The organism is Oceanobacillus manasiensis (assembly GCF_000724085.1).
Taxonomy (GTDB): domain Bacteria; phylum Bacillota; class Bacilli; order Bacillales; family Amphibacillaceae; genus Oceanobacillus_B; species Oceanobacillus_B manasiensis.
Genome location: NZ_CCDL010000002.1, coordinates 251445 through 264656, shown reverse-complemented (window position 1 = coordinate 264656; position 13212 = coordinate 251445). Strand labels below are relative to the sequence as shown.

General features: G+C 37.7%; 12 protein-coding genes. 2 read left to right on the top strand and 10 right to left on the bottom strand.

Translation table 11 applies throughout. The features are described 5' to 3' along the window. Positions 1 to 81: 81 nt before the first annotated feature. The 9 genes from dnaJ to gpr form a co-directional block, all read right to left on the bottom strand. The gene (gene dnaJ / locus BN985_RS10450) at positions 82 to 1209 is read right to left on the bottom strand and encodes a molecular chaperone DnaJ (RefSeq protein ID WP_042223413.1); all 1128 of its coding nucleotides are present in this window, start codon (positions 1207 to 1209) and stop codon (positions 82 to 84) included. 237 nt (positions 1210 to 1446) lie between these two features. Next, positions 1447 to 3279: a molecular chaperone DnaK gene (gene dnaK, locus BN985_RS10445; RefSeq protein WP_042223412.1), complete on the bottom strand. Its 1833-nt coding sequence runs from the start codon at positions 3277 to 3279 to the stop codon at positions 1447 to 1449. Between the two features lie 30 nt (positions 3280 to 3309). Further along, the gene (gene grpE, locus BN985_RS10440) at positions 3310 to 3891 is read right to left on the bottom strand and encodes a nucleotide exchange factor GrpE (protein ID WP_042223411.1); all 582 of its coding nucleotides are present in this window, start codon (positions 3889 to 3891) and stop codon (positions 3310 to 3312) included. Positions 3892 to 3973: 82 nt separating this feature from the next. Continuing rightward, positions 3974 to 5005, bottom strand: a complete 1032-nt coding sequence (gene hrcA, locus BN985_RS10435) for a heat-inducible transcriptional repressor HrcA (RefSeq protein ID WP_042223410.1) — start codon at positions 5003 to 5005, stop codon at positions 3974 to 3976. A gap of 152 nt (positions 5006 to 5157) precedes the next feature. Then, positions 5158 to 6315 carry a radical SAM family heme chaperone HemW gene (gene hemW / locus BN985_RS10430; protein ID WP_042223409.1) on the bottom strand — a complete coding sequence of 386 codons (1158 nt, stop codon included), beginning with the start codon at positions 6313 to 6315 and terminating at the stop codon, positions 5158 to 5160. Positions 6316 to 6390: 75 nt separating this feature from the next. Then, entirely contained in the window at positions 6391 to 8199 is a 1809-nt protein-coding gene (gene lepA, locus BN985_RS10425) for a translation elongation factor 4 (protein WP_042223408.1), read from the bottom strand. A 281-nt stretch (positions 8200 to 8480) separates the two neighbouring features. Further along, positions 8481 to 8801 carry a hypothetical protein gene (locus BN985_RS10420; protein ID WP_042223407.1) on the bottom strand — a complete coding sequence of 107 codons (321 nt, stop codon included), beginning with the start codon at positions 8799 to 8801 and terminating at the stop codon, positions 8481 to 8483. A gap of 3 nt (positions 8802 to 8804) precedes the next feature. Beyond that, on the bottom strand, positions 8805 to 9992 hold the full coding sequence (gene spoIIP, locus BN985_RS10415; RefSeq protein ID WP_042223406.1) for a stage II sporulation protein P: 1188 nt from the start codon (positions 9990 to 9992) through the stop codon (positions 8805 to 8807). A 107-nt stretch (positions 9993 to 10099) separates the two neighbouring features. Beyond that, positions 10100 to 11200, bottom strand: a complete 1101-nt coding sequence (gene gpr, locus BN985_RS10410) for a GPR endopeptidase (protein WP_042223405.1) — start codon at positions 11198 to 11200, stop codon at positions 10100 to 10102. 221 nt (positions 11201 to 11421) lie between these two features. On the opposite strand from gpr, the gene rpsT reads away from it, so the two are divergent. Continuing rightward, a complete protein-coding gene (rpsT, locus tag BN985_RS10405; protein WP_042223404.1) occupies positions 11422 to 11688 on the top strand; it encodes a 30S ribosomal protein S20 in 267 nt (88 codons plus the stop codon). Between the two features lie 55 nt (positions 11689 to 11743). Here rpsT and holA read toward each other — a convergent pair whose 3' ends face one another. Further along, positions 11744 to 12760 carry a DNA polymerase III subunit delta gene (holA, locus tag BN985_RS10400; RefSeq protein ID WP_042223403.1) on the bottom strand — a complete coding sequence of 339 codons (1017 nt, stop codon included), beginning with the start codon at positions 12758 to 12760 and terminating at the stop codon, positions 11744 to 11746. Between the two features lie 311 nt (positions 12761 to 13071). Between holA and BN985_RS10395 the strand changes: the two genes are divergently transcribed. Next, positions 13072 to 13206 (top strand): YqzM family protein, encoded by a 135-nt coding sequence (locus tag BN985_RS10395; protein WP_036572483.1) that lies wholly within the window; start codon positions 13072 to 13074, stop codon positions 13204 to 13206. The last annotated feature ends 6 nt before the right edge of the window (positions 13207 to 13212 follow it).

Here is a 13212-nt window from a genome sequence, read left to right as displayed (position 1 = left end):
TTTCTTTTAGGAATAAGTATCCTCTGCACCAAGCATCGTGTTTACTTTCCCTAAATTATGTAGACGGTGCATAATGCACCGTTATTCACTCTTAAACGCTTTTTTAAAACGTTGGAACAAAGAGCTTTCTTGCTCATCTATAGCTTCGTTTCCCGCTATATCATTAAACTCTCTTAATACTTCTTTCTGGCGCTCAGTTAAGTTGGTTGGGGTAATTACTTTCACTTTAATATGTTGGTCCCCTTGCCCATAGCCTCTAACGTTTGGTGCCCCTTTCCCTTTCATACGGAAAGTTTTACCTGTTTGGGTACCTGCTGGTATTTTAAGCATCACATTACCATGAACTGTAGGAACCTCTATCTCATCACCAAGAGCTGCTTGAGCATAGGTTAATGGAAGTTCACAGAAGATATGGTCTCCTTCACGCTCAAAGAATTCGTCTCTTCTTACTTGTACTACAACATATAGGTCGCCTGGAGGTCCGCCGTTTACACCAGTCTCTCCCTTACCAGATACTCTTATTTGTTGACCTTCATCTATCCCTGCTGGAATTGTAATATGGATCTTTTTGTGTTTTTTGACTTTCCCACTTCCACCACAAGTATTACACTTATCAGGGATTATTTTTCCTGAACCATTACAATAATTACATACTCGTTTATTTACAACCCTACCGAACGGTGTATTTTGTTCCATATTCAATTGGCCTGAACCATTACAGTGGGAACATGTTTTTGCTTTTGTCCCAGGCTTAGCACCTGATCCATCACATGTATCACAATTCTCTTCCATAGGAATTGTAATATCTGTTTCCTTACCAAATATAGCCTCTTTAAAATCTAGCACCATTGTATATTGTAAATCAGCGCCTTGTTGCGGTGCATTCGGATCTCTTCGTCTACCCCCGCCGCCGAAGAACATGTCAAAGATATCTCCGAAGCCACCAAAGTCTTGTGCTCCGCCACCAAATCCGCCGAATCCTTGTCCTTGTGGATCAGCATGACCAAACTGATCATATTGGGCGCGTTTTTGCTCATTACTAAGTACCTCATAGGCTTCTTTAGCTTCTTTGAATTTGTCTGATGCATCTGCTTCCTTGTTGACATCAGGATGATATTTTCGTGCCAATTTACGATAAGCTTTCTTTATATCTTCCTTTGGTGCATCTTTACTTACTCCAAGCACATCATAATAATCTCGCTTACTCAACTCCATCACTCTCCCGACACACTCTATTGCATAAATTTTATCATATCATCAAGTTAACTCGTATGGCAAATCGCCCTTTTTCATACAACTGCATACTCACCACTTGAACAACAAAATTATTTATAGGTGAAATTTTCACTTCTTTAACGTTTAAAAAAGTCAAAGTCAAGAGAATCCTGACTTTGACTTTGGATTACAGGAAAGATTGTTCCAAGCTATTAGCAAGGAATACCTGCATTATTTATTTTCTTTATTTTCTTCATCATCTACTTCTTGATAGTCAGCATCGACTACGTCATCGCCACTATTTTCTTGGCCTTCTTGAGCTTGAGCATCTTGCTGCATTTGCTCATACATTTTAACAGAAAGCTGTTGAACTTGTTCCTGCAATGCTTCTTTTTTCTCTTTGATTTGTTCAAGGTCTTCAGATTCTAATGCAGTTTTTAATTCTTCTTTTGCAGCTTCTGCTTTTTGTTTTTCTTCCTCTGATACATTGTCTCCAAGATCTTTAATTGTTTTATCAGTTGTGAACACAAGCTGATCTGCTTCATTACGCAGTTCTACTTCTTCACGACGCTTTTTATCTGCTTCCGCGTTCTCTTCTGCTTCTTGAACCATTTTTTCTACTTCCTCATCAGATAGACCTGAAGAAGATTTAATGGTGATAGATTGCTCTTTATTCGTACCCATATCTTTAGCACGTACATTAACGATACCATTTGCATCAATATCGAAAGATACTTCTATTTGAGGTACTCCTCTTGGTGCTGGTGGAATATCTGTTAGTTGAAAACGGCCAAGTGTTTTATTATCTGCAGCCATTTCACGCTCGCCTTGAAGTACATGGATATCAACAGCAGTTTGATTGTCAGCAGCAGTTGAGAATACTTGTGAATGGCTTGTTGGAATTGTTGTATTACGCTCAATTAATTTAGTAGAAACAGATCCCATTGTTTCAATACCAAGAGATAGAGGTGTTACATCAAGTAAAACAACATCTTTCACATCGCCTTGAAGCACTCCAGCTTGAATAGCTGCACCTAAAGCTACAACTTCATCAGGGTTAACTCCTTTAGAAGGATCTTGACCAATTTCTCGTTTAATTGCTTCTTGTACTGCTGGGATACGTGTAGAACCACCAACAAGAATTACTTTATCAATACCATTAGAAGAAAGATCCGCATCTCTCAATGCTTTTCTTGTTGGAACCATTGTACGTTCAACTAATTCTGAAGAAAGTTCTTCAAATTTAGCACGTGTCATGTTCATTTCTAAATGAAGTGGACCTGCTTCACCAGCTGTAATAAATGGTAGTGAAATTTGGGTTTGAGACACACCAGAAAGATCTTTTTTCGCTTTTTCAGCTGCATCTTTAAGGCGTTGTGTTGCCATTTTATCTTTTGAAAGGTCAATGCCATTCTCTTTTTTAAATTCTTGAACCATGTAATCAATAATTACATCGTCAAAGTCGTCTCCACCAAGTTTGTTATCACCTGCTGTTGAAACTACCTCAAATGTACCGTCACCGATGTCAAGAATAGATACATCAAATGTACCGCCACCAAGGTCATATACTAGAATAGTTTGATCTTGATCTTCTTTATCAATACCATATGCTAGTGCTGCAGCAGTTGGTTCATTAATAATACGTTCTACTTCTAACCCAGCAATTTTACCAGCATCTTTTGTTGCTTGACGCTCTGCATCATTGAAGTAAGCAGGTACCGTAATAACAGCTTTTTCTACTGTCTCGCCAATATAGTCTTCTGCATAGGATTTAATATGCTGAAGTATAATTGCTGATACTTCCTGTGGTGTATACTCTTTGTCTTCAATTTTAACTTTATAATCTGTTCCCATATGACGTTTTACAGATTGAATGGTGTTTGGGTTTGTGATTGCTTGACGTTTAGCAACTTCCCCTACTTGGCGTTCACCATTTTTAAACGCAACAACAGATGGTGTTGTACGGTTGCCTTCCGGGTTAGGGATAACAACTGCTTCTCCACCTTCCATTACAGACACACATGAGTTAGTAGTACCTAAATCAATTCCAATTATTTTACTCATCTTCCATTTCCTCCTTAACTGCGCTTCTCTTTATTTATTCACTTTAACCATTGCTGGTCGAATAACACGGTCTTTAAGCATATAACCTTTTTGTAGTTCTTCAACTACAGTGTTCGCTTCTATTTCAGCATCTTCAATTTGCATGACAGCATGATGAAGACTAGGATCGAATTCCTTACCGGTAGTTTCAATTTCTTCCACTCCAGCTGTCTTCAATGCATCTTTTAGTTGACGGTAAACCATTGTAATTCCCTCAACCAGCCCCGCATTTTCTTCAGAACTTTCCACCTGAAGAGCTCTTTCAAAGTTGTCCACTGCCGGTAATAAATCATTTACTAAGTCTTGTGATTTGTACTTGCGGTCAGCTTCCTTTTCTTTTTGTGTTCTTTTTTTATAATTATCGAATTCAGCTTGCAGGCGTATTAAGCGCCCGTAGATTTCTTCTTTTTCCTTATTTAATTTGTCCACTTCTTGTTGTAAAGGATCAGAGCTTTCGCCCCCATTTTGAGCTTCTTCCATAATACTTTCTTCTGAATCAATCACTTCTATATGTTCTGATTCATTATTTTCAGTTTCATCATCTTTTACAATGTTTTTACCTTCATTTTCCACTATGTGCCACCTCCTATTAAATCATCCTGTTAAACTATACCATTAAGTGAACTGTAGACAAAATGGTCTGCACTTCAACTGTTTACTCATTGTTTTTATACCACATGTGCAAAGCATCTGTCATTTCATTCGATACAACGTTTAGTAGTGAAATGACCTTTTTGTATTCCATTCTCATAGGGCCAAGTAATGCAATCGTTCCAAGCTGTCCATCCCCTAACTGGTAGGAGGAGGTAATTAAGCTGAAATCCTTAATCGCGTCTACTTCGTTTTCTTTCCCAATTGAGACATTAATACCGTGGTCTGTATGTTTAAGCAGGCTAATTATTTCCTCTTCTTTATCCATCATAGTAAAGAAAGAGCGAATTTTATCCACATCATTAAATTCAGGCTGTCTTAATATATTGGATTTCCCCCCAATATAAAGTTTGACTGGATGATCAGATAAAAATGCCGCTTTGAGGTAATTATAGGATCTATCAAAATCCTCAACATACATTTTCATCATTGCCGCAATTTCAGTGTTGAATATCTCCTGAAGCTTTAAGATTGGAACATCATGAAGCCTCTCATTTAGAATATTCACCATTCTCTCTAGGTCAGACGATTTTATTTCAACCGGAATTGAGAAAGAACGGTGCTCCACATGTCCAGTATTCGTAACAAGGATGGCTACAGCTGTATGTGCAGATAATGTAATTAATTGCACTTGTTTAAGTTTTGTTTCAAATAACTCCGGCCCCAAAATAATAGAAGTGTAATTGGTTAATTCTGATAGCACTTCTGCAGACATTTGAACAATCTGTTCAAACTCAAAAAAACCGTCCTTTATCATAGGGCTGATAACATCTCCATTATGTGCATGGCCTGATGGTGAAATTAAATGATCAACATAATAGCGATAGCCTTTTTCAGATGGAACTCTACCTGAAGAAGAATGTGTCTTTTCCAAGTAACCTTGTTCCTCTAAATCTGCCATTTCATTACGTATTGTAGCAGCACTATATGGTATATCCTCTTTTTTCGAAATAGCTCTAGAACCAACAGGATGAGCTGACTCGATGAAATCATCAACAATGACTTGCAGAATTAATAGTTGCCTTTCTGTTAACATGATGATCACCCCTGTTAGCACTCAGTAGCCGCGAGTGCTAATTCTAATATTAAATTATCAAATCATAATTTCTTTGTCAACGACCATGCATTACAAAATTTAAATTCCACATAAGCACTAACCATTTAAGAACAGTTGGCACCCATTACTAATTAAATGGTTACAGGCTCGTCTAGTAAAAACCGTTCAAATACTTCATTTGCTAGAAGAAGTCCATCGTCTGTTAAACGAAGCCAATCCTTATCTTCCGCTAACCAGTCTCTGCGGATAAGATCCTCAATGGCATTGTTGTATAGGTCTGCTGGGGCTATACCAAACTTCTCTTGAAAATGCTTCTTACTGACACCTTTTGTTCTTCGGAGACCAAGAAACATTTCTTCTTCAATTCTCTCTTTCCTACTAATTGAGTCTACATGAAGAACAGGACGGCCATCTTTCATTGCTTGTTTAGTATAAGCAGGAAGTGGTTTAATATTTCCGTATCGCTTACCTGGCAGGTAGCCATATGCCCCCGCTCCGAATCCGTAATAGTAATCATTTCCCCAGTACGTTAAATTATGCTTACTTTCATAGCCTGGTTTTGCAAAGTTACTTATTTCATATTGCTCTATTCCATGAGCTTTCGTTGAATCCCGTAGTATCTGATACATTTCAACTTCCTCATCTTGTGCTGGTCTATGCAGTTTTCCTTTTTTATGCTTTTGATAAAAAACTGTCTTAGGTTCAATTTGTAATGCATACGTAGATAAATGCGGAAGACCAAATGCCATGGCTTCTGCTAGCGATTTTTCAAATTGACCTACAGTTTGGTTAGGTAGGGCATAAATTAAATCAAGGCTAATATTTGAGAAACCGTGTTGCTTCAATTCATCTACTGTTTTGTAAACATCCTTCACCTTATGCAGTCGGCCCAGTTCTTCCAGCATATTGTCATCGAACACCTGAACTCCTAAAGAGATACGGTTAACACCGTACGCAGCCAGCAATTGAATTTTTTCTTTGTCAAAATCCCCTGGGTTCGCCTCAATCGTATACTCTTCACAGCTCGAAACATCAAACTTCTTATTTATAATATTCAATAAAGAGGTTAACTGCGTTAAGGTTAATGCAGTAGGTGTCCCTCCCCCGATAAAAATCGTTTTCACCTTATTCTTCTCACCTGGCACATTTATATTAATTTCATTTTCTAATGCTTCTATATACTCCGTAGCCAGCTTTTCGTTAAAGAAAAATTTTGTGAAATCGCAATAGTGACAAATCTGCTCACAAAACGGAATATGAATATATACCGATTGAATTTCGTTTTTCAATGTAAATCCTCCAATGTAAAAGGAAAAGGGAAACTCGCGGGCTTTCTATAGCCACAAGTTCTCCCTCCTTCACGATTAATCATCATTCATTTGTAAGACGGCCATAAACGCTTCTTGTGGGACTTCTACAGAGCCTACCATCTTCATTCGTTTTTTACCTTCTTTTTGTTTCTCTAATAACTTACGTTTTCGCGAAATATCGCCACCATAACATTTAGCAAGTACATTCTTACGCATTGCTTTAATGGTAGACCGCGCTACAATTTTATTACCAATTGCAGCTTGAACTGGAACCTCAAATTGCTGACGTGGAATAAGTTCTTTTAATTTTTCTACAATCTGCTTACCTCTTTCATAAGCAAAATCTCGGTGAACGATAAAAGAAAGCGCATCGATTGTTTCACTATTGAGAAGTATATCCATTTTAACAAGTGTGGATTCTCTGTACCCTATTAATTCGTAATCAAAAGAAGCATATCCTTTTGTTTGTGATTTTAACTGATCGAAGAAATCATATACTATTTCCGATAACGGAATGTTATAGACCACATTGACGCGAATATCATCTAGATATTCCATATCAATAAATTGTCCGCGCTTCTTTTGGGTAATTTCCATAACAGCTCCTACATACTCATTAGGTACCATAATGGTCGCTTTAACAAATGGCTCTCGAATTTCGCTTATTTGTTGTGGGTCTGGCATTAAAGATGGATTATCTACCTCCATTAATTCTCCATCTGTTTGTTCTACTTCGTAAATTACACTTGGAGCTGTCGTGATAAGATCGATACTAAATTCTCTTTCAATCCGTTCCTGGATAATTTCCATATGCAGCAGACCAAGAAAACCACAGCGGAAGCCGAAGCCTAATGCTTGAGAAGTTTCCGGCTCGTATTGTAAAGATGAATCATTTAATTCAAGTCGTTCAAGCGCCTCTCTAAGATCATTATAATCATTAGAATCAACTGGATAGAGACCACAAAACACCATTGGGTTTAGTCTCCGGTAACCTGGTAATGGTTCTGCAGCAGGTCTGTTAGCAAGCGTAATGGTATCCCCGACTCTAGAATCTCCAACATTTTTTATAGAGGCTGTTAGGAAACCAACATCTCCAACTGAAAGTTCCTTTTTACTAATTGGCTTTGGTCCAAACACACCAAGCTCATTTACTTCAAAGGTTTTACCAGTTGCCATCATTTGTATTTTGTCTCCAACCTTTACCGAGCCTTCCTTTATACACACATACGCAATAACCCCACGGTATGAATCATAAAGAGAATCGAAAATAAGGGCTTGAAGTGGCTCTTCCGCATCCCCAGCTGGCGCTGGTACTGCTTCCGTAATTCTTTCTAAAATATCTTCAATTCCTATGTTCGACTTAGCGCTAGCTAGAATAACATCATCCCCATCAATTCCGATAACATCTTCTAACTCCTGCTTCACACGCTCTGGATCCGCACTTGGGAGGTCAATCTTATTAATTACTGGAATTATTTCTAGTTCATTATCTAATGCTAGATAAACATTGGCCAATGTTTGTGCTTCAATCCCTTGGGCTGCATCCACTACTAGGATTGCTCCTTCGCAGGCAGCCAAACTTCTAGAAACTTCATATGTAAAATCTACATGGCCCGGGGTGTCAATTAGATGAAATATAAATTCTTCTCCACTTTTACTCGTATATTCCAGCTGAACTGCATTTAATTTAATTGTAATACCGCGTTCTCTTTCAAGGTCCATCGCGTCCAATAACTGATCCTTCATTTCACGTTGCGTTATCGCTTTGGTATTTTCCAAAATCCGATCGGCCAACGTAGATTTTCCGTGGTCAATATGGGCGATAATGGAAAAGTTACGGACATTTCTCTGTTTTTTTGCCATTATTGGTGTTCACTCCTACACGACTTTTATCTAGCATAGATAAAAGCTCCAAATTTATCGTTGAATTTTTATAAGGAACATTTCTTCCGTGTTTTTCATAATTAAAACTACTTCAAACTAAATAAGTCAGCTTTTTAGATATCTGAATCTCACTTCCTACAACGATAAGGACTAGCATTGATTATAGCAATAGCCTGCCGTATATTCAAGAAATATTAAACTCCATCAAATAACCATAAAGTAAAAAAGCAAAGGGGTTTGGGCTTCCCCTTTGCTTCTTATTAAAAAAATATCTGAGAGATGTGGTACATAATTTGTACAATGGCTTCATAGAATCCTTTCACGCCAGCCTCCAATACAGACGCAGTTTTTTGCGTAAGGTTTGAAGGCTCAGCCATCTGAATGGTAGAGGCAGGTTTTTTAGTTTCTTCTATTTCTTCCTCATCTTCATCCGAAGTAGCAGTAACCTCTGCCTCAGGCTCATCAAGTTGTTCTGCTTTTGGCTCTAGAAGGGTTGATGCTTCGTCCTTATGTAAGCCATATAACATTCCTGTCAAAAAGAAAACTGCTAACAATAACACGACAATAATAGAACGTAACATGACTTACTCCCCCTCCGCATTAGCGTCGACCTTTTCGGCATCCCAATAAAATTCACCAAATACATCGGCAACTGCATCAGCTGATCGATAAAGTTCATCTAGATTGTTTCCTACACCGCCAAATTCAACTAATAAAGCATTTTCAGTCAAATCTTGGTTATAAACACCATTTACTCTAGCCCCAGCCTTTGGTATCACTCCACGACTAAGCCCTGGGTACTTCTTTTCAATAAGATGATGTAACTCTGAAGCAATTTCTAAATTTTTCTCGTGGTTAACGTGTTCCATACCTACTACAAACATAATCCGAGCATAATCTTTTCCATCTATTGTTTTTGTCGTAATTTCCCTTGGCTGGGAGTCTCGATGCAAATCAAAAACATATTGGATATCTTTATTTGTCGCTAGAGCTTCTTCCGCTATTTCTCTTGAGGCATCATATGACTTTCCATAACCCCAACCTTTATTATTTACAATACTACTAATATCGCTATCGTCTACACTGGTACCAATGCCATTTTTCTCTAATGATTGCGCAAGACGTTCACTAACCTTCGTGATATTCACTTCTTTATGGTTTGCTTGATTAGGATCTGTCACACCAGGAAGATGTGGCAAGAAAGACTCTCTGTTATGTGTGTTATATATATAAACAACATCTCTGTCACCTGTCGTAGGAGTTACTTCCTTTTCTTCATCTTTTTCCTTGTCCTCTTGTGCCTCTTGATTTTCGTCTGTCTCACTCTCGTCTACTACTGCCTCACGGTCCTTTAGTACATCTTCTAAAGGAGGAGATGACTCAATCGGTAGGTTTGTATAATTTGTTCCTTCTCCCGCGATCAAAATGCGTCTGTCAAACTCAGAAAAACCAGGTAACTCATTACCAAGTAAGCTTCTTGGGTCATTAGGCTTCACGCTTGTTGCAACTTGTAATAGGGTTGAAGAAATCTTTGGCATGCTTTTGTCATCTGGATAAGCCTCTTTAAAAACTCTATTTTCCATTCCTAATAGATAGAGAAAGGTAGAGCTATCTATATCACTTGTTAAATTTGTTATAGCCTCTGATGATAATCTATATGCTGGCTTAATTGTAGTAAGTACTCCAATAACAATAAAAAGCACTAGAATTCCAAGCAAGTAGAGACCACTTCTTTTAGATATAGACTGGAACCTTTTTGTTTTCTTCAGCATACCCCTAACCTCCCGAAGTCCAACTCTATAGTTAACTCTATGAGTTGGTATTCGGAAGTAGAACTAATTCTTTCATAAGGAAACTATCTTAATAGAGGGTAACGTCTCTACCTCGAATAGGAAGCAAAATTGTCCACATTAACCTTTTCATGAAGTGCTGCATTTATTCCATTTGAAATAACACTTGCCATATCGATCATAAAACCATCAACTTCTTTAGGTGTCACCATTAGATTGTGTCCAATTGGTGTCAGTACTTCTGATATCAGTTTTCTCTTATCTTCATCAGAAAGTGTGCCGACAATTCCAAGAAAGGTCTGTCTTTTTTCGTCATCTGGAAGGTCTTCTTCGGTAAATTTTTTATTACCAAAATTCAAACTTGCGGGTGCTAATGCTTTAGAGGGACGATCTTTTTCGTTAAATTCCCTTCCAAAATGTTTCAAAAGAAAGTCAATCGTATCACTGGCGATTGTTACGGCATCAACTACTGTAGGAACACCTATTGCCATCACAGGGACCCCCAGGGTGTCCTTACTAAGCTCTTTTCTTTTATTCCCAACTCCTGATCCGGGGTGGATACCCGTATCCGACAACTGGATGGTCTCATTTACTCTTTCGATAGAACGTGAAGCAAGTGCATCAATTGCTAGCACAAAGTCAGGCTTTAGTTTTTCAACGATTCCAAAGATAATATCGCTTGTTTCAATTCCAGTAACACCCATTACCCCTGGAGTTACGGCAGCAACAGGACGATACCCTTCTGATACCGTCTCCTGCTGTAGCTTAAATAGATGACTTGTGACAAGAATCTTCTCCACTGTCATAGGCCCCAATGCGTCGGGTGTAACATTCCAATTTCCCAATCCTACTATTAAGCCAGTACTATCTGGTGCTATATTATTTTTCGCAATGAGCTCTTCTAATTCCTTAGCCAAAATTTTAGCTGCTGCTTCCTGTCTCGCCGTATCCTGTTTTTTTACGCCATCAGCATAAATAGTAATATAAGATCCAGGTTTCTTTCCTAACATTTCAGCGCCAACCTCGTCAATATCAACATAGGAGATTTTAATATTATCTTGTTCTCTCTCTTTAATGGTAACGCCTGTAAGTTTTTTCTCATCAGTTTGATCTTGCTCCACGTACATGTCCTTTGCTTCAACTGCTAAATCTGTACGAACCTGGAATGCAACTTTTTCTTGCTCTCTCATCCATCTCATCCTTTCGAAACTCATTAGTTATTAGAATTAACAATTTCATGTAAATCATACAAATTGCCGAAGAAGACAACAAAGCTATTGAAAACAATCGGTTCCTTTGGTAAAATGTCTCTTGTCCACTAACAAAGTAATGAAGGCATTGCCTTTACTTAAATTAGATACGGATACACAAGAAAGACATGTAAGTTGAAGTACTATTAGGAGGTGAAATAATGGCTAATATTAAATCTGCAATGAAGCGCGTAGACACAAGCAACAAAAAACGCTTGCAAAATAACGCTCAAAAATCAGAAATGCGTTCTCAAATCAAACGTGTTGAAAAGTTGATTGAAGCAAATGATGCGGAAAACGCACAAGCTGCTTTACAAACAACAGTTAAACACATTGACAAAGCTGTTCAAAAAGGAATTATTCATCAAAATAACGGAGATCGTCAAAAATCCCGTTTGAGTAAAAAAGTGAATAATATTGGTGCATAATAACCAAAATTAAAAACGATCCTTTTAGGATCGTTTTTTTACCTTACATAAACTATCATCTAATTTGAACCAAATCATACAGCAGTAATTCTAGCGTAAGCTCTTTTTCCATCCCGCCTACTTTCATCGCAGCATCCGCATTAGCGAGCTTATCCATAATTAGTTGTAATACGTGTAATTGGAATCGTCGCTCCCTGCTTAAAGCTATTTTAATTACATATGGGTGTACACCAAGCTGTTTTTGCATTTGAGCCTGTGTGTAACCCTTCTGCTTCAATAGTTTCACTCTTAAAATAGTACGAAATTGAAAACTGAGTAAGCCAATTAAGGCAATCGGCTCTTCTTTTAATTTCTGCAAATCTTTAGCAATAGCGATCGCCTTATAAAGGTCTCCCTCAATAACGGCATCTACTAGGCGAAGTGAAGAATTGTCAGCAGTATGTGCAATTAGCTTTTCTGCAACCTCTCTTGTGATGATCCCATTCTCTCCAACATATAACGCTAGCTTCGTTAGTTCATTTTCAAGCATTTGTAAGTTTGTAGACAGCTCCGTTTCAAATATTTCCAAAGCATCTTGGTCGATGGTTATATTAAATTGAACTGCCAAGTCTTTAATCCATTTGTTTACCTCATACTCTTTAATCGGATTACAGATTGCTACTGTTGCTTGCTTTTTAAGCAGCTTACTTACTTTTTTTCGCTCATCTATTTTTTCATACGGTGCTATTAACACAAGAACAGTATAGTCAACTGGATGAGATAGGTATTTTTCCAACACGTTTACTTCATGTTCAAACGATATTTTATCAGGCTTTGCTTTTAAAAAGACTGGGTTGTTTGCAAAGACTAACTTCCTACCCCCAAAAAAAGGATAAGTTTCCGTATCTGTGACGACCTCTTGAATCGGTGTCTCATCTAATTCATATATCGAAAGATTTTCTTTATCTTGTCCTAACACCTGCTTTATTAGTTCCTTTTTAAGCTTCTCGATAAAATAGGTTTCCGTTCCGTAAATCATATAAACCGGAGAAACTTCTTTTTTCAAACTTTTCATGACTTCCTGATAACTCATTCCACTCACTCCACTACTATGTATACCATAATGGTACGTCTTCAAAGGTGGAATAGCAAGGAATTTTTAGAGGGAAATATACTTCATTATTTCCCTCCGATATCTATATAAACGCTTTGCTTCAAGGCCTAGGAACTATCGGCAAAACGATATTTGTTCTCCTTTATAGAATATCCATCAATGGTGAAAGTATGGTTGTTAAGTCTTTCTATAATTGGAGACGTATAAATCATCTGTAACAAATATTTAGCCATAAGTGGATTTTTTAACGTTTTTAATTTATACTAAATGGTGATATAGGAGGGGTAAAAGTGAATGATTTTGAAAAAAATGTACAATCAAAAAACAATGATGTAGTTGACTCCATTAAAGGCTTTGCTTTTTCATTTATTTTCTTCACTTTAATTTTTGCGATCGGTGTCATTATTAGCGTAGCCGGCCGTTAGACGTGA